The organism is Yersinia rochesterensis, assembly GCF_003600645.1.
In the GTDB taxonomy this organism is placed as follows: Bacteria; Pseudomonadota; Gammaproteobacteria; order Enterobacterales; family Enterobacteriaceae; genus Yersinia; species Yersinia rochesterensis.
The window spans coordinates 698969-717024 of the sequence record NZ_CP032482.1 but is presented as its reverse complement, the minus strand read 5'-3'; the positions used below and the strand labels follow the sequence as shown (position 1 = coordinate 717024).

The window sequence follows — 18056 nt, the reverse complement described above, 5'->3', positions numbered from 1 at the left end:
TTGCATTTAATCATTAAATATTGTCGTGGCCTTTATATATCAACAAGGTAAGTTCCAACCAATAAAAATTATTATGCGAAACTGGAGAGTGATGTGCAATTATTGCTTTCGCCATTCTAGAACGGTGATATGCGATAAGTATTTTATTATATATGTCAAAGAGGAAATATATTAATTATATATCCGATAAATAAGTTATTTTATACCCTAAATAATGCGAGTTGCGGGAAGGCGGCAATTGAGCAACAAATCGGTCGGGAACCGATTTGAACAGCATTTATGCTAGCCCGCAGGGTGAGCCTCAAGGATGAGGCTCATTAATCCCGATGAGCTTACTCAGGTAAGTGATTCGGGTGAGCGAGAGCAGCTAACGCACATGCAGCTTGAAGTATGACGGGTATATATCCATGCAGTTTAAATCAATTATATCAGCCATGTATGGCGATGATAATTTAAAAGGAGTTTTATACGTCAACAGTACAAGCATAGGCCGCACCATTATTTTGGGGGCCGTGGGTAGATTTAGCCGGGCATTTTGGTGACAGCGATGTCTACACCGTGAGTTTTGACACGGAGTCAGATACGCCCTCATCCTTTGATGTGGAAATAGAATACGCGACAGAATCACATCTTGAGCAGGTCTTTACTATGGGGTCTGGTAATTATCAGATTAAAGCGAGTGGGGCCGGGACAGACAGAATACGATTTAAAAGTCATTCTGTCGGTCAGGTCATTAGAGTTAACTATTAAGTAAAATAAAATCCCATGACTTATTTATGTTTATAAATAATGAAATTCATTTATATAAACACCACGGGATTTTTTAATGAGCATATCCCTTGACTATCTCTAATGCTATCTCCCTTTTAGTAACTCCCTGAGAAAGGATCCCACTGTCAAAGGGCATTGCAGTCATTATTCTAGTAGCAGGCGTTATTTCAGTGCCCCTAAATAACATACTCATTTTCTCACCAATATTCGAACTGATAAAATCAGCGAATTGTTGTACACACTCTTTTTTGTTATCCAGTTCTATAATTACATTATCATTTAAATAAAATATAGGCCTGTTTTCGCGCAGGTATACGCGTTCAACACATTCTTTATCCAGAGAAAAATATTCATCATTGATTTTGTATACTAATAATTGCTGTTCTTTTTTTGTTGCACACGAAGATAACAAAGATAAACAAAGAATAGCAAAAGTGATTTTGTACCGCTTACCCAAATTTTCATCCATAAAAATAAACCTCATTGATGTATATAATTAATGAGCGCTATAAATCTTCCAACACCGCCAGCGCATCGGCCAGTTTTTTCACCCCGAAAACCTGCATATTAGGCAGCGGTTTCTTCGGCATATTGGCATAAGGCACGATAGCGCGTTTAAAACCGTGCTTGGCGGCCTCGGAAATACGCTCTTGACCACTGGGCACCGGGCGAATTTCGCCAGCCAGCCCGACTTCGCCAAAGACCACTAAATCCTGTGGCAGTGGGCGGTCACGCAAACTGGAAACCAGCGACATCAGCAAGGCCAGATCGGCACTGGTTTCTGTCACTTTTACGCCGCCGACCACATTGACGAATACATCTTGATCCGACATCTGCAAACCGCCATGACGGTGTAACACGGCCAGTAAAATTGCCAGCCGATTCTGCTCCAGCCCGACCGCCACCCGGCGCGGGTTCGACATCATCGAGTGATCCACCAGCGCCTGAATCTCGACCAATAATGGGCGCGTCCCTTCCCACACCACCATCACTGAGCTGCCCGCCGTCACTTCATCCCCTCGGCTCAGGAAGATCGCCGACGGGTTACTGACCTCGCGCAGACCTTGCTCGGTCATGGCGAATACGCCCAATTCATTGACCGCACCAAAGCGATTTTTGTGGCTACGCAAAGTGCGAAAACGTGAGTCGCCGTCGCCATCGAGCATCACCGAGCAGTCAATGCAGTGCTCCAAGACTTTCGGCCCCGCCAGCGAACCGTCTTTGGTCACGTGGCCTACCATCACGATGGCAACCCCGCGAGTTTTGGCAAAACGGGTAAGATAAGCTGCGGTTTCACGCACTTGCGCCACACTGCCCGGTGATGATTGGATATCCGCCATATGCATCACCTGGATGGAGTCGATCACCATCAGCCGCGGTTGTTCTTGTTCGGCAATCAGGCAAATCTGCTCAATGCTGGTTTCAGACAGCATATTCAGCCCAGCAGTGGGTAATCCTAGACGGTGCGCGCGCATCGCCACCTGTTGCAATGACTCTTCGCCAGTGACATACAGGGTTTTCATGGTTTCGGACAGTTTACACAGTGTTTGCAGCAGCAGAGTACTTTTCCCCGCACCGGGGTTGCCGCCAATCAGAATGGCACTGCCGGGCACCACGCCGCCGCCCAGCACCCGATCAAACTCAAGAAAACCGGTTGAGAAGCGCGGTAATTCGTCCAGACTGATGTCGGATAATTTCTGAACCCGACTGACTCCGGCATCACCGGCATAGCCGCCAAAACGTTCATTGCGGGTCGAGGATGTTGCCGCCGCCAGCCGAATTTCGGTAATGGTATTCCAGGCATTACAGGCGCTGCATTGCCCCTGCCAGCGCGGGTAATCAGCGCCACATTCATTACAGACGAATGCCCGTTTTGGTGCTTTAGCCACGTTTCACCTCAATCAAATAATCAACATCTGCAGTTATTTTTCGTCACGCTTTAGACTGCCGGTCAGGATACACAGCACACTCAGCAAATCGCCGTGGCGGATAGCTACTTTTGCTTTGGCATAAACCTTTGGTTTAGCATGAAAAGCCAGACCCAGACCGGCGGCTTTCATCATTTTCAGGTCGTTGGCACCATCACCGATTGCCACGGTTTGCGCCACCGGGATATTCAATCTTTCGGCCAGCTTGAGCAGGATGTCGGCTTTGTATTGCGCGTCGACAATCGGCCCCAGCACTTTGCCCGTCAGTTTGCCGTCTTTGATTTCAAGCTCATTGGCGGCCACTTCGACCAGCCGCAGTTTATCGCGCAGATATTCGGCATAATAGGTAAAACCGCCGGAAGCAATCGCCACATGCCAATCTAACGCCTGAAGCTTGCACACTAAGCTGGTCAGCCCCGGCATCAATGGCAATTCGTCACGCACCTGTTTGAGAATATTGGCATCCGCCCCTTTCAGGGCCGCGACGCGCTGGCGCAAACTGGCGGAGAAGTCCAACTCGCCTTGCATCGCGCGCTCCGTGACCGCTGCCACTTCTTCACCAACACCGGCCAACTTGGCAATCTCATCAATACATTCAATTTGGATGGCGGTGGAATCCATGTCCATCACTAACAGGCCCGGTGTGCGCAAATGCGGAATCGCGCCCAAGGGAGCCACATCCAGCCCGCTTTCATCGGCCAGCGTTTTAATGCGCGGAGTCAAACTACCCGCCAAACGGATAACTTGATAATCCTCCACACACCAGGCAGAGACAATCACCATTGCCGCGCCCAGTTGACGTTGGAAATCAGTAATGCGCTTTTTATCCAGTTTTCTGCCGTACAACAGCCAACCTGTATGACCAGCACGATAATCCAGCGGCATAACTTCATCGCCACTGAGTGAAAGTGGCAGACCCGGCCATTGATAGATCTCGGCGGGAAGATCGCAATAGGTCAGACTATTAGACATGAATGGCTCCTGTAAAAAACGGGGTAAAGGCAAGACAAAAGGACGCATCAAGCTATCCTATCGCCCTTGCTTCTGGCAACATAAAGTCATCAAATACGGCAAGGAACCTGCATGGCTAAGGCTAAATTAAAATTCCGATTGCACCGCACCGCCATTGTGTTGATTTGCCTGGCATTATTGGTTTTGCTTATGCAAGGTGCATCCTATTTCAGCCTCAGTCATCAACTCGCCCGCTCGGAGCAGGTTGAAGAGCTGGCAAAAACGTTGGCAAAACAAGTCACTTTCAGCCTGTCGCCGCTGATGGATACCAGTGATGATGATATTGATAGCCAGAAAGTCGATGAAATTCTGCAACAATTGACTCAGTCAAGCCGCATATTAGATGCCAGTGTATATCAGATTGACGGTACTTTGGTTGCCAGCGCGGGAGAGAATGTCAAAATTCGTGACAGACTGGCTTTGGATGGTAAGCGCCCTGGCAGTTATTTCAATCACCAGATTGTGGAATTAATTCCTGGGAAGAGTGGGCCAACCGGGTTTCTGCGCATGACGCTCGACACCCACGTGCTCGCCACAGAATCCAAGCAAGTGGATAATACCACCAATTTACTGCGGCTGATGATACTGGTGGCGTTGGCTGTCGGCATTATTCTGGCTCGCACCTTGCTGCAAGGTCGCCGTAGCCGCTGGCAGCAATCGCCCTATCTACTGACCGCCAATACGCCAGTGAAAGAAGATGAAAGTGAGGATGAAACGGCGGAGTCAGATAAGAAACCGGATGATAAATAGATTCAGCGGCAGAGAGTTCTGCCGCTGAAGAGAAAAACTCAGTAATAAATTACTCTTTGTCGCCCAGCAAAACAGATTCCAATGCAATCTCAATCATGTCATTGAACGTGGTCTGGCGCTCAGCGGCAGTGGTTTGCTCACCGGTGCGGATATGGTCAGACACGGTGCAGATAGTCAGGGCTTTCGCGCCGAATTCAGCAGCAACACCATAGATACCAGCCGCTTCCATCTCCACACCCAGAATGCCGTATTTCTCCATCACATCAAACATTTGTGGGTCTGGTGTATAGAACAGATCCGCAGAGAAGATGTTGCCCACACGGACATTCAGACCTTTCGCTTTTGCCGCATCAACAGCATTGCGAGTCATGTCGAAATCAGCAATCGCCGCATAATCGTGGTCTTTAAAACGCAGGCGGTTTACTTTGGAATCAGTACAAGCGCCCATGCCAATAACCACATCGCGCAGTTTAACGTCAGCACGAACCGCACCACAGGAACCCACACGGATGATTTTCTTCACGCCAAAATCAGTGATCAATTCTTTTGTGTAAATGGAGCAAGATGGGATACCCATGCCGTGACCCATGACTGAAATTTTGCGCCCTTTATAGGTGCCAGTGAAACCCAACATGCCACGCACATTGTTCACTTCGCGTACATCTTGCAGGAAAGTTTCGGCGATGAATTTCGCACGCAGCGGGTCCCCTGGCATCAGTACAACGTCAGCAAAATCACCCATTTCAGCATTAATATGTGGCGTTGCCATAATTATTTTCCTTAAAAATCATATAATTAAAATTTATATTACCGAACTATCCATCGGCAATCAAAGCATATTCTTCCCGTAATCCATTGGGGAAAGATCGAAATACTTGGCAACCGTCTGCCCGATATCAGCAAATGTCTCACGATGCCCCAATGAGCCAGGTTTCACTTTCGGGCCGTAAACCAAGACCGGAATATGCTCACGAGTATGGTCGGTGCCCGGCCAAGTTGGGTCACAACCATGGTCAGCAGTCAGGATCAAAATGTCATCTTCTTTTACCAGCGCCATCAACTCTGGCAGACGGCGGTCAAACAATTCCAACGCGGCGGCATAACCCGCAACATCGCGACGGTGACCATAAGAAGAGTCAAAATCAACAAAGTTAGTGAAAACTATGGTGTTGTCACCGGCTTTTTTCATCTCTTCGATGGTGGCATCAAACAGAGCATCCAGACCAGTAGCTTTCACTTTCTGCGTGATCCCGACGTGGGCGTAGATATCGGCAATTTTACCGATAGAAACCACTTCGCCGCTCTTTTCTTCTACCAGTTTTTTCAACACAGTTGGCGCTGGCGGTTCAACAGCCAGATCATGGCGGTTACCGGTACGCTGGAAGTTACCGGGCTTATCGCCAATGAATGGGCGCGCAATCACACGGCCAATATTGTAGCCGCCTTCAGTCAGCTCTTCGCGGGCGATTTCGCACAGTTCATACAGGCGATCGAGGCCAAAAGTCTCTTCATGGCAAGCAATCTGGAACACTGAGTCCGCAGAGGTATAGAAAATCGGTTTCCCGGTTTTCATATGCTCTTCGCCCAGTTGATCAAGAATCACGGTGCCAGAAGAGTGACAGTTACCCAAATAGCCCGGCAAATTGGCGCGTTTAACCAGTTTTTCCAGTAATTCTGGTGGGAAGCTATTCTCCACATCACTGAAATAACCCCAATCGAACAAGACGGGGACACCGGCAATTTCCCAGTGGCCCGATGGAGTATCTTTGCCAGAAGATAATTCGCTGGCATACCCATAAGCGCCAATGATGTCTGCATTTTTATCCAGCCCTACCGGGAATTTACCGGTAGATTCTTCGGCGGCTTTACCTAACCCTAAGCGGCTCAAGTTCGGCAGCTTCAATGGGCCGCTACGGCCGACATCAGCTTCGCCACGGGCGCAGGCCTCGGCGATGTGGCCCAGTGTATCGGCTCCTTCGTCGCCAAATTTCTTAGCATCAGCACTCGCGCCAATACCAAATGAGTCTAATACCATAATAAATGTACGTTTCATCATTTTCTCCTGCATAGGTTCACACGCTGTGCGGCACCTTTAAATAGGGTGTTTATTCAGTGATACGGCGATAAATTACCGGGGTTTCTTCTGGCTTTTTGTCGCCCAGAGTGATTGCTGCCCGCACCGCATCAGCCGCCTGCTGCCAGTCATCTTCATTATTGGCGTGAATCACGGCTAATGGCTGCTGGCCATCAACAGTAGCGCCCAAACGGGCCATATCGGTAAGGCCCACACTGTAATCAATCGGGTCAGTTGCCCGGCGGCGACCACCGCCGAGAGAAACCACGGCCATACCTAATGCTCGGGTATCCATGGCAGTGATGATTCCTGACTGTTCGGTAAATACCGGTTTGCTTAACATCGCGGCGGGTAAATAACTGTCATAACGCTCGACAAAGTCGCTCGGGCCTTTTTGCGCCGCGACCATGCGGCCAAAGATTTCCGCCGCTTTGCCGTTATCCAATACAGTTTGCAACTTAGCACGGGCATCAGCATCATCTTGCGCCAAACCACCGGACAACAGCATCTCGACACACAGCGCCATGGTCACTTCCAGCAGACGCGGATTGCGATATTCACCCGTCAGGAAGCGCACCGCTTCACGCACTTCAACCGCATTACCGGCGCTGGAAGCCAAAACCTGATTCATGTCGGTCAGCAGCGCGGTAGTTTTACAACCCGCCCCATTCGCGACACCGACAATGGCCTTGGCTAAATCCTCAGATAGCTGATAAGTCGGCATAAATGCACCCGACCCCACTTTGACATCCATTACCAGCGCATCCAGCCCTTCAGCCAGCTTTTTAGCCAGAATAGAGGCGGTAATCAGCGGAATGGAATCCACCGTGGCGGTGATATCGCGCGTTGCATAAAAACGTTTATCTGCCGGTGCCAGTGAACTGGTTTGGCCAATGATGGCGACGCCGACATCCTGAATAATTTTGCGGAATGCACTGTCATCGGGGAAAATATCAAAACCGGGGATAGCTTCCAGTTTGTCCAAAGTCCCGCCGGTGTGGCCCAAACCACGGCCCGAAATCATTGGTACATAGCCGCCGCAAGCCGCCACCATTGGGCCGAGCATCAAGGAAGTCACATCACCCACGCCGCCGGTGGAGTGCTTGTCCACAATCGGGCCGTTAAGATTTAAACTTTTCCAGTTCAGAACTGTGCCCGAATCGCGCATTGCCATGGTGAGCGCCACACGTTCGGGCATGCTCATATCATGGAAATAAATAGTCATCGCCAGAGCAGCAATTTGCCCTTCGGAAACCACGTTATCGCGAATGCCATTGATAAAGAAACGAATTTCTTCTTCGCTCAGTGTCTGGCCGTCGCGTTTTTTACGGATAATTTCTTGTGCGAGAAACAAGGTATCCCCCTGCTTATGAAATAAAAGCAGCACAGCAGACAACATAGCCCGCAGTGCATCTGCTCAGTTCAATGACTGAGATAATGATTAGTAGCCGGTGGTTTTGCTGTTGCTCTGATGACCTAACGTCGTCAATAAGCTACCTAGCAGACTGGATGCGCCAAAACGGAAATGGCGCGCATCAGCCCAACCTTCACCCATTAATTGATCAGCCAGCTGTAGGAATTCCGCCGCGTCTTGCGCAGTACGCACGCCACCCGCCGGTTTAAAGCCCACGGTTTTCGCCACGCCCAAGTCACGGATGGTGCGCATCATGATACTGGCACTTTCCAGCGTGGCATTTACCGGCACTTTACCCGTGGAGGTTTTAATGAAATCTGCCCCGGCTTTGATAGCAATCTCGGAAGCCTGGCGAATCAAATGTTCTTGCTTTAACTCACCGGTTTCAATGATAACTTTCAGCAGCACATTGGCCGCTGCACAAGCATCTTTGCACTGTTTCACCAGTTCAAAACCGACTTTATCATTACCCGCCATTAAGGCGCGGTAAGGGAAAACCACATCCACTTCATCAGCACCGTAGGCGATCGCCGCCTGGGTTTCAGCCAGAGCGATGGCTATATCATCATTGCCGTGAGGGAAATTGGTGACCGTGGCAATGCGGATTTCAGGTGTTCCCTGTTCACGTAATGTTTTACGCGCAATAGGAATAAAGCGAGGATAAATACAAATTGCCGCGGTATTACCGGCAGGACTTTTAGCCTGATGACACAGAGCAATAACCTTATCGTCGGTATCGTCATCATTCAGGGTGGTTAAATCCATCAAACTCAGTGCGCGTTTGGCATAGCCGTTGAGATTCGCACAGGCGGTTAAATCGGTCATAAAACTCTCCAACACTATTTCAGCCCCGGCACCTTGCCAAAGCTGAGCATTTATTTATGAGCCGTATATACCCGTCATACTTCAAGCTGCATGTGCGTTGGCTGCCGTCGTTCACCCCAGTCACTTACTGGTGTAAGCTCTTGGGGATTCGCTCAGTTGCCGCCTTCCTGCAACTCAAATTATTTAGGGTATAGCTCTGGCTCAATACGTTGGCGAGCGGACTTGGTTCCTTGAAGATAGCCCCGTATGGGTGGCAATTGAGATCCATCTCACCGCACTAACTTGTCGCTCTATTTGAACACGTTATCAGCACATGAGATGTGTTCGAATTCACACTAATCAATAGTAACTTGTAACGAAACGAGATTATATGTGATTGGAATCACAAAATAACCTGATTTATGGCTTTATGCCAGTAAATGCCCACTTGCATCAAGGATAGCTTATGGGCAGAAATACGCAGGATTATGGGCCATCTTATCAAGACGGCCCTGTGGCAAAATTACAGGGCCAGGAAGAAACCGGCAATAGTGGCACTCATCAAATTAGACAGAGTCCCTGCGGCCACCGCTTTCAGTCCAAAACGCGCGATATCATGGCGGCGGTTCGGTGCCATACTGCCTAATCCACCCAACAAAATGGCGACAGAAGACAAGTTGGCAAAACCACACAATGCAAAGGAGATAATGGCCTTCGAATGGTCAGAAAGTACCTGTAAACCAGCCGCGCGCACCAACTCTTCGGCTTGTAGATACTGACCGAAATTCATGAATGCCACGAATTCGTTCACAATAATCTTCTGGCCGATAAAGGAACCAGCCACCATCGCCTCGCTCCAGGGAATGCCGATCAGATAGGCAATAGGAGAGAACACCCAGCCGAGGATAAGCTCCATAGAGAGTTGTGGATAATCAAACCAGCCGCCAATCCCACCGAGAATGCCGTTTAGCAATGCAATCAAGGCAATAAAGGCCAGTAACATCGCCCCAACATTCAGTGCCAGTTGCAGACCGGAAGCCGCGCCCGATGCCGCAGCATCAATGACGTTAGCCGGCCGGTCATCTTCAGCAATTAAGGTGGCCGCATCCACATTATCGCGGGTTGTTTCAGTTTCTGGCACCATTAATTTTGCGAATAGCAGCCCACCGGGTGCGGCCATAAAGGAGGCAGCAATCAGATATTCCAGCGGCACGCCCATTTGCGCATAACCGGCTAATACCGAACCGGCGACTGAAGCTAAACCGCCACACATGATTGCGAACAATTCAGATTGCGTCATGGTCGCAATATAGGGGCGCACAACCAACGGAGCTTCTGTTTGTCCAACAAAAATATTGGCCGTTGCAGAAAGAGATTCAGTACGCGAAGTCCCTAGCAGTTTTTGTAGCCCACCACCTAATACTTTAATCACCAATTGCATCACGCCGAGATAATATAAAACGGCAATTAATGAAGAGAAGAAGACAATAACGGGCAATACTCGCAGGGCAAATACAAAACCGCCGCCGCCAAAGACTTCAAACATTTTGTCGGAAACCAAACCGCCAAACATAAATGAAATCCCTTCATTGCCATAAGCAATAACATTCGCGACACCTTCGGACATCCCGCCCAAGATACGACGCCCTAGCGGTACATATAACACCAGCGCACCGATAGCCACCTGGAGAATAAACGCCCCAACTACAGTGCGGATATTAATCGCCCTAAAATTACTTGAAAGAATTACAGCTATTAATATCAGTACTGCCATTCCGACCAAACTCATGAGCATGCTGATAATCCTGTTAATGATTTGTATTAAAATAATGTGGGATGGATTATACCGGTATGATCTGGCGTTCAAACAATCTCGGTCACAAATAAACACAACTAAAAGTAACCGTAAGGTAATTATCGTGACAGGAATCACATTAAAGTAGCAAGCAAAGTGTAGCTCGCTAACTATTAGTGCGATTTATTCAGTGAAATCCAAAATTAGCGTGCGGATTTATCGGCTGGCGGCAATTGAAATAAGCGCTGACTATTGTGCAAAAGGTGAGCAGAAATCTCTTCTGGTTCTTCTTGCCGTAGCTGGCACAATGCAGCGAACACATTAGCTGCTTGCTCTGGCCGATTAGGTTGGCCCTGAAAACCGGCGAGAGGCATATCCGGCGCGTCCGTTTCCAGTAATAATGTAGACAGCGGTAATTCAGCCATGACATTTCGCGTTTTCTGCGCCCGTTCATAAGTGATGGTTCCGCCCACACCAATGTAATAACCCAAGCGAATGAATGCTTGTGCCTGCGCTAAACTGCCCGCAAAACCGTGTATCACCCCCGTGCGTGGTACCGCAGCTTTACGCAATGCTGAGGCCAGTTGATCATGCGAACGGCGTGAATGCAAAATAACCGGGAGACCATGCTGCTTGGCAAGCTTCAACTGGGCGTTTAAAAATGCCAATTGGCGTGGTAACTGCGGCTCATCCATATAGAGATCCAGGCCAATCTCCCCCACCGCCACCAGTTTTTCTGTTTTATCCGCCAGCGCTGTGGCCAGAGTGGCTAAATCAGCTTCCTGATGCTGCGCAATATATAATGGATGCAGACCCAGCGCGGCAAATAATGGCGGATAGTTAGCCGCCAACTCGAGAATACGTGGGAAATAATTCGCACTGACGGCGGGCACAATAATTTGCCGGACATTCGCCGCTGCCGCACTCATTAAGCTGACCGTTTCCGCGCCGCTGAAGGGCGGAAAATCAAAATGGCAGTGTGTATCGATAAAATAGGATGTATCGATAAAATAATGTGTATTGATGACATTCGACACTTGCCCGCTAATCAATGCCATTACGCGCTATCACCTTTGGTTCTCGCCACATCATCCGGCGGCAAGATAACCTCCGCTTGCAGTGACTTCTTTTTGCTTCGTGTCGCTGCCGGAATAATCAGCCCACTGTCTGCCACTGTCATCTGTGGCGGAAGAGCATGATGTGAGATTTTTGCGGCGTCGGCTGGCGCGGTAATATCCGGCGATTGAATGACATCAAATGAAAAATCATCATTATCAATCAACTCGGCCATATCTGGTTGGTTAATATCTTGCGGCTGAATAATACGACGAGAAAGAGAAATCGAAGCTTTCTCACCGTGGATCTCAGACTGAGCCAACTGATCCCGAGGCAGCAGCCAGTGGCCGACAGTGGCCAGAAAATAACGGCCACAACGACGCCCTAAATGATAATCACGATTCAACGCAGGGATCCGGCTCCCTAAAGCATTACTGGCCAGCGGCTTAGGCGGGAAAATTTCGAAAATGCGCAAGTCACCCGGCGGTTTTTCAATAAATTGCTGAATACGATGATAACTCTGCTCATGCTGCTGCATAATTCGCACCAATTGCTGCAAGCTACTTTCACTCAGCCAATGCTCCATCCGCTTCATCCATTGCGGCGTATAATAAGCCTGCGAAGGTACAGTGCGGATGACCACTATTGTATCGGCCCCACGGCGATAAGCTTCTTCGACCGGGATAGCATCACTAATACCGCCATCCAGATAACTAACGCCATCTAAATCAACCCCTTGACGATATAAACCCGGAATAGCACTGGAGGCTTTAATTGCCGGCAACCAACTTTCTCGAGTGGGGGATATATAGGTAGGTTCGAAATCATCACTGCGGCAAGCGCACATGAGAAACTCGCGGCCCTCACGTAGATGCTGTTCGGCTTGATCCATCGCCAGCGGCAATTGCTGGGAGGTGATATCCACCAGCCAATCGAGATCAATCAGGTGCCCACCACGAACAAAACGCAGTGGATTGAAGAAGTTGGCAGTGGTGGTGTAACGGGTAATGACACGGCGCGCATAGCCAGGTTGGCCGCAGATAAAAGCAGAGAGATTTTGTGCGCCAGCGGAGGTGCCAATCATCAGATCAAAAGGGTTAAAGCGGGCGCGCTGGAATTCATCCAGCACACCGGCTGTAAAAATTCCCCGCTGCCCGCCCCCCTCGCAAACCAATGCCATTTTACCGGGTTGGTATGGTTTATAGGCGAGTGGCTCTATATTGCCGAGCGTGATAGGTATTCTGTATCCCACCATCCATCCTTAATTCCGTTACAACAGGTGTTGAGGATACCTCTTCTTGCCTGTACTGTAACCCTCGCCCCGGTCTAAAGGCGTTTACGTCCTGTAAACAAGCTGATGAGAAATAGAATAATACCGACGACAAAAACAACTTTTGCGGCCCAAGCTGCTGTACCGGCTAACCCACCAAAACCTAATGCTGCCGCGATTAGTGCAATAATCAGAAATATAATGCCCCAGCGAAACATAAGCTTCTCCTTCCCGTTTGAAAAAATGACTTCGTAAACTCACGTTCAAAAATCACTCTTTAACTCTTCTGTCTATTTAACAGTAGCGTATTTGACAGAAGTCGTATTATTTGGATTTATTGGATAAGTTATTTGGCTGACTAACTGACTTATTAACGAGTATTTCGCGGGCTATATTGTTGCCCCACGAAATACTCATCAGCCAGGTAATAATTAAGGCTTGATGCTGAGGTCGTTTTTAACGCTTTTTACGCCATCAACGGCTTTAGCAATACTTTCGGCACGTTCGGCCTGAGCTTTATTCTCAACATTACCGGACAATTGCACCACGCCATCAGTCGTTTCTACTTTAACTTTACGTGACGGTACGATGTCATCTGCCAGTAATTTGGCTTTAATTGAACTGGTGGTTGCCGCATCACCAGCATATTCGCTAACTGATTGGGTTTTCTGATCTTTCACATGTAACTTGTCACTGACAGATTTAACGCCTTCAACATTTTTGGCGATATCAACTGCGGTTTCAGCTTCAGCTTGAGAAGTGACAAAACCAGTCAGCGTCACCACACCATGGTTGGTTTCAACTGAAATATCAGTGCTTTTAAGGGTTTTCTCTTCCAGCAATGCGCTTTTTACTTTAGCTGTTGCGGCGCTGTCACCCATGTAATTATCGACTTTCTTCATCGAGCTATCGAGTTTCTCACCGGCGCTGTCCACAACGTTGTCAGCCTTATTAAGCATCGTTTCTTCAGCGAACACGCTACCACTTATCAGTGCGGTACCTAAAACAACAGCCATCATTGAACGAGCAAATTTTGTGTTTGTCATCGATTTCTTCCTTTTTGTTTGGAATCCAAAAACAGGAATAACGCCCCCAGATTTCGGATTCTTACGCCACCTTATATGGGCGGACATTTGATGAATACTTTACGATTATTGCAGGTTAACTGACTCGAATTTAGTACAAGCCTGTCCTGCCAGTACCTATAAAGATAGAGCATCCCAAGAGAACTACTGTCGGAATCGCCCTAAAATCAGAATATTGCTATTAAGTAGGAGTTATCTTAGAGAGGTAATAATGAGGAAAATTTATGAATCGGGGCACGGAGTACCCCGATAGAATGCAGCTTGCGGCTTGATTAATGCTCGCGCGTTTTACGGAAACGAACTTCCGGATAGCGCTCTTGCGTAATATTAAGATTAACCATGGTTGGCGCGATATAGCTCAAATTATCACCACCATCCAATGCCAGGTTAACCTCATTCTTACGTTTAAACTCTTCAAATTTCTTCACATCGTCACATTCAACCCAACGCGCGGTTGATACGTTAACGGATTCATACACCGCTTCCACGTTGTATTCGCTTTTCAGCCGTGAAGAAACCACTTCAAACTGCAACACACCAACAGCGCCAACAATCAGATCATTGTTGGTCAGGGGACGGAACACTTGCACCGCGCCCTCTTCTGACAACTGAACCAATCCTTTGAGCAACTGCTTCTGCTTCAATGGATCACGCAGACGAATACGGCGGAACAATTCAGGGGCAAAGTTCGGAATACCGGTGAACTTCATATCTTCACCTTGAGTGAAAGTATCACCAATCTGAATGGTACCGTGGTTATGCAGGCCGATAATATCTCCTGCATAGGCTTCTTCAAGGTGGGAACGGTCACCGGCCATAAAGGTCAATGCATCTGAAATCACCACATCTTTCTTGGTGCGCACCTGGCGCAGTTTCATGCCTTTGTTAAAGCGGCCAGAAACCACGCGCAAGAAAGCCACACGGTCGCGATGTTTCGGATCCATATTGGCTTGAATTTTAAAGACAAAACCGGTGAATTTCTCTTCAGCAGCCACGACTTCGCGAGTGTCAGTTTTACGTGGCATTGGCGCTGGTGCCCACTCAACCAAGCCATCCAACATATGGTCGACACCAAAGTTACCTAATGCTGTACCAAAGAATACCGGGGTTAAATCGCCCGACAGGAAAGCTTCATGATCAAACTCATGAGATGCCCCCTGAACCAGCTCCAGCTCTTGGCGGAACTGTTTAGCCAAGTCTTCACCTACGGCAATATCCAGATCCGGGTTATTCAGCCCTTTAACAATGCGTACTTCCTGGATGGTGTGGCCTTTACCGGTCTGGTACAGATAGGTTTCATCTTTATAAAGGTGGTAAACCCCTTTAAACAACTTACCGCAACCAATCGGCCAAGTAATTGGCGAGCAAGCAATTCTCAGCTCGCGCTCCACTTCATCCAGCACTTCCATCGGGTCGCGAATATCGCGGTCCAATTTGTTCATAAAAGTCAGGATCGGCGTATCGCGCAAGCGGGTAACTTCCATCAGCTTGCGGGTCCGGTCTTCGACCCCTTTAGCCGCATCAATCACCATCAAACAGCAGTCAACGGCGGTCAGAGTACGGTAAGTATCTTCGGAGAAGTCTTCATGCCCTGGGGTATCGAGCAAGTTCACCAAACAGCCGCCATAAGGAAACTGCATCACAGAAGTGGTGATGGAAATACCGCGTTGCTTTTCCATTTCCATCCAGTCAGATTTGGCATGATGGCTGGAGCCACGGCCTTTTACTGTACCGGCGGTCTGAATGGCGTTGCCGAACAACAACACTTTTTCGGTAATGGTGGTTTTACCGGCATCGGGGTGGGAAATGATGGCGAAAGTACGTCTTTTCGCAACTTCCAGTGCGTATTCACTTGGAGACATAGTTTGAAATTCTACTTTTAGGCCGCCCTGCTCTGGGCCACACATCTTATTGATACGCGGCCCAAGCAAAGCAAGGCATTGATTATGGCGCTATACCCCTTTACGTGAAAAGCCGCGTTATCAGCAGCGATTTCTATCACTTTTGGGTATAAGTGGTTATAGCGCGGTATTTTCCCTGATTTATGCGGGATAGACAATTTTTTCAAGACAAACAGTCGTTATTCAAGACAGAAAATCGGCAAAAAGGCGCTACCCCATCGGTAAGGCCATCATAATCGCGTCTTCACGGCCATCCGCACTGGGATAATAGTTGCGGCGCACGGAAACCTCGTTAAACCCGAGGCTCTCATACAAGGCTATTGCACGTGTATTTGAAGCCCGGACTTCAAGCCAAAGCGTGACAATATTACGCGTTTCCAACTGCGCAATGACATGCTCAAGCAGCAAACGGCCACAGCCTTGGCGCTGATACTGCGGATCAATAGCAATGTTAAATAAAGTTGCCTCATCCAATACAATTTGGGTGATAGCAAAACCCGCCATTTGCTCGCCAATATTCAGCTTGAAATTGAGGTAGCGCTCGCCTTGATTGCTGGCTAAGGTTTTCGCCGTCCACGGGAAAGCATGGCTGGCTTGCTCAATTTGGTACGCGGTGGCCAGATCGGCTGGCGTCAGGATAGAAATCTGCTTCATGATGACAAATCTGCTGCCAAAGTGTGCGCTTAGCGCTCGCGTCTTGATAAAGTCCGGTCAATGCCGGACTGTGTAACTGCACACCCGCGACCGCAAGCGGTTCACTGATGCCCAATCGCCAACTGTTGCATTGTGTCTCTTCGGGTAACATCGCTACCCTTTCCGGCGTCAGTGCATAAACTTGACCGGAAGTCAGCCCGAGGCTGCGCAACACATCGCACAACAACGGATCATCCTGATCAGGAAGCGGGTCTGCTACAATCAACAGGCGGGTATCGTCGGGTAAACGTATGGCGATTTCGCCCTGTAAAACGGCCGGGCGGCGCAATGTCCACTGCGTAATTCCAAGCTGTTTTAACAGCAAGTCTCGTCTTGATGCCATGCCCTTTCCTGTCAAAGCGACCCGAATTTCAGCGCTATGCTAGCAAACCCATCGAACATGCGCCAACAAACCTCTATAATCGCCGATTATATTCTTAAGGAGCCAAAGACTGATGTCTGCATTAACCCCAGCCAGTGAAGTGATACTGCGCCATAGTGATGAATTTATAGCCCGCCACGTGTTGTTTGCCGGTGATTTACAAGATGCGCTGCCAGCGCAATTTGATGCAGCCGGGATACGGGTTCACACCAATCAATATCACCACTGGCAATTACTGAGCAATACGCTGGAAGAGAATGTTCAATTCGGTCTTGTGGCGACCCCTGAAACAGTAGCAACCTGCGATACGCTGGTGTATTACTGGCCAAAAAGCAAACAGGAAGCCCAGTTCCAACTGGCGAATTTACTGTCTTTACTGCCCGTCGGCACCGATATTTTTGTGGTGGGTGAGAACCGCAGCGGCGTGCGCAGTGCAGAAGAAATGCTGTCAGATTTCGCACAATTGACCAAAATTGATAGCGCCCGCCGGTGTGGTCTTTACCATGGCCGTTTGGATAAACAGCCAGAATTTGATGCCGATGCTTGGTGGGAAAGCTATCAGATTGGCGATGTCATCGTAAAAACCTTACCTGGGGTCTTCAGCCGTGATTCGCTGGATTCTGGCAGCCATCTGCTGCTATCTACATTCAGTGAGTCGTTTAAAGGCAACATACTGGATGTGGGTTGTGGTGCCGGCGTGTTGGCCTCGGTGTTAGCGCCAAAAATGCCAAAAATCAAATGGACTCTGAGTGATGTATCCGCAGCCGCGATTGAATCCAGCCGGGCAACATTGGCGGCAAATAATATCGACGCACAAGTGATTGCCAGCAATGTCTATTCTGACATTAAAGGCCGCTTCGAGATGATTATTTCAAACCCGCCTTTCCATGATGGGATTCAAACTAGCCTGACTGCGGCTGAGTTGCTGATCCGCGGGGCTACCGCGCACCTGCATGTGGGCGGTAAATTGCGTATCGTGGCGAACTCCTTCTTGCCGTACCCTGCTCTACTGGATGCCGCCTTTGGTAGCCATGAAGTGCTGGCGCAGAATGGCCGTTTTAAGGTCTATCAGGCAACTGTCGGGCGTCCGCCACGCGATACTAAGAAAAAACGTTAATATTA

17 protein-coding genes and 1 pseudogene are annotated in these 18056 nt (G+C 48.8%); 3 read left to right on the top strand and 15 right to left on the bottom strand.

Annotation, left to right across the window (positions count from 1 at the left end):
* Positions 1-549 precede the first annotated feature (549 nt).
* Positions 550-750 (top strand): annotated as a pseudogene (locus DXZ79_RS21110) (colicin Z C-terminal domain-related protein); the annotation flags it as partial.
* 73 nt (positions 751-823) lie between these two features.
* Here DXZ79_RS21110 and DXZ79_RS03390 read toward each other — a convergent pair.
* Genes DXZ79_RS03390 through serB form a run of 3 tightly spaced genes read right to left on the bottom strand, consistent with a single transcriptional unit; the run spans position 824 to position 3671 of the window.
* Positions 824-1240 carry a hypothetical protein gene (locus DXZ79_RS03390; RefSeq protein ID WP_120011110.1) on the bottom strand — a complete coding sequence of 139 codons (417 nt, stop codon included), beginning with the start codon at positions 1238-1240 and terminating at the stop codon, positions 824-826.
* 37 nt (positions 1241-1277) lie between these two features.
* Entirely contained in the window at positions 1278-2660 is a 1383-nt protein-coding gene (radA, locus tag DXZ79_RS03385; protein WP_038636492.1) for a DNA repair protein RadA, read from the bottom strand.
* A gap of 33 nt (positions 2661-2693) precedes the next feature.
* Complete coding sequence (serB, locus tag DXZ79_RS03380; protein ID WP_038636495.1) at positions 2694-3671, bottom strand: phosphoserine phosphatase; 978 nt, start codon at positions 3669-3671, stop codon at positions 2694-2696.
* 111 nt (positions 3672-3782) lie between these two features.
* Here serB and DXZ79_RS03375 point away from each other — a divergent pair, with 111 nt between their 5' ends.
* Positions 3783-4460 (top strand): YtjB family periplasmic protein, encoded by a 678-nt coding sequence (locus DXZ79_RS03375; RefSeq protein ID WP_038636498.1) that lies wholly within the window; start codon positions 3783-3785, stop codon positions 4458-4460.
* A gap of 49 nt (positions 4461-4509) precedes the next feature.
* Here DXZ79_RS03375 and deoD read toward each other — a convergent pair whose 3' ends face one another.
* The 12 genes from deoD to DXZ79_RS03315 all read right to left on the bottom strand — a co-directional run bounded on the left by deoD (position 4510) and on the right by DXZ79_RS03315 (position 16895).
* Entirely contained in the window at positions 4510-5229 is a 720-nt protein-coding gene (gene deoD / locus DXZ79_RS03370; protein WP_038636501.1) for a purine-nucleoside phosphorylase, read from the bottom strand.
* Positions 5230-5289: 60 nt separating this feature from the next.
* Positions 5290-6513, bottom strand: a complete 1224-nt coding sequence (deoB, locus tag DXZ79_RS03365; RefSeq protein ID WP_038636504.1) for a phosphopentomutase — start codon at positions 6511-6513, stop codon at positions 5290-5292.
* Positions 6514-6565: 52 nt separating this feature from the next.
* Complete coding sequence (gene deoA, locus DXZ79_RS03360) at positions 6566-7888, bottom strand: thymidine phosphorylase (protein WP_050291623.1); 1323 nt, start codon at positions 7886-7888, stop codon at positions 6566-6568.
* A gap of 87 nt (positions 7889-7975) precedes the next feature.
* A complete protein-coding gene (gene deoC / locus DXZ79_RS03355; RefSeq protein ID WP_038636507.1) occupies positions 7976-8773 on the bottom strand; it encodes a deoxyribose-phosphate aldolase in 798 nt (265 codons plus the stop codon).
* A gap of 502 nt (positions 8774-9275) precedes the next feature.
* Positions 9276-10547, bottom strand: a complete 1272-nt coding sequence (locus tag DXZ79_RS03350) for a NupC/NupG family nucleoside CNT transporter (RefSeq protein ID WP_072089064.1) — start codon at positions 10545-10547, stop codon at positions 9276-9278.
* A gap of 203 nt (positions 10548-10750) precedes the next feature.
* The gene (locus DXZ79_RS03345; RefSeq protein WP_120011109.1) at positions 10751-11605 is read right to left on the bottom strand and encodes a TatD family hydrolase; all 855 of its coding nucleotides are present in this window, start codon (positions 11603-11605) and stop codon (positions 10751-10753) included.
* Complete coding sequence (locus DXZ79_RS03340; protein ID WP_038636513.1) at positions 11605-12858, bottom strand: patatin-like phospholipase family protein; 1254 nt, start codon at positions 12856-12858, stop codon at positions 11605-11607. The genes DXZ79_RS03345 and DXZ79_RS03340 overlap by 1 nt, the downstream gene beginning before the upstream one ends.
* A 71-nt stretch (positions 12859-12929) precedes the next feature.
* Positions 12930-13091, bottom strand: a complete 162-nt coding sequence (locus DXZ79_RS03335; protein WP_011191683.1) for a DUF1328 domain-containing protein — start codon at positions 13089-13091, stop codon at positions 12930-12932.
* A 213-nt stretch (positions 13092-13304) separates the two neighbouring features.
* The gene (gene osmY / locus DXZ79_RS03330; RefSeq protein ID WP_038636516.1) at positions 13305-13919 is read right to left on the bottom strand and encodes a molecular chaperone OsmY; all 615 of its coding nucleotides are present in this window, start codon (positions 13917-13919) and stop codon (positions 13305-13307) included.
* Positions 13920-14230: 311 nt separating this feature from the next.
* On the bottom strand, positions 14231-15820 hold the full coding sequence (gene prfC, locus DXZ79_RS03325) for a peptide chain release factor 3 (RefSeq protein ID WP_038639837.1): 1590 nt from the start codon (positions 15818-15820) through the stop codon (positions 14231-14233).
* Between the two features lie 249 nt (positions 15821-16069).
* Positions 16070-16513 carry a ribosomal protein S18-alanine N-acetyltransferase gene (gene rimI / locus DXZ79_RS03320; protein ID WP_050291577.1) on the bottom strand — a complete coding sequence of 148 codons (444 nt, stop codon included), beginning with the start codon at positions 16511-16513 and terminating at the stop codon, positions 16070-16072.
* On the bottom strand, positions 16458-16895 hold the full coding sequence (locus tag DXZ79_RS03315) for a DNA polymerase III subunit psi (protein ID WP_038636522.1): 438 nt from the start codon (positions 16893-16895) through the stop codon (positions 16458-16460). Before DXZ79_RS03315 ends, rimI begins: the two co-directional genes overlap by 56 nt.
* Before the next feature lie 112 nt (positions 16896-17007).
* Here DXZ79_RS03315 and rsmC point away from each other — a divergent pair, with 112 nt between their 5' ends.
* A complete protein-coding gene (gene rsmC, locus DXZ79_RS03310; RefSeq protein ID WP_038636526.1) occupies positions 17008-18051 on the top strand; it encodes a 16S rRNA (guanine(1207)-N(2))-methyltransferase RsmC in 1044 nt (347 codons plus the stop codon).
* The last annotated feature ends 5 nt before the right edge of the window (positions 18052-18056 follow it).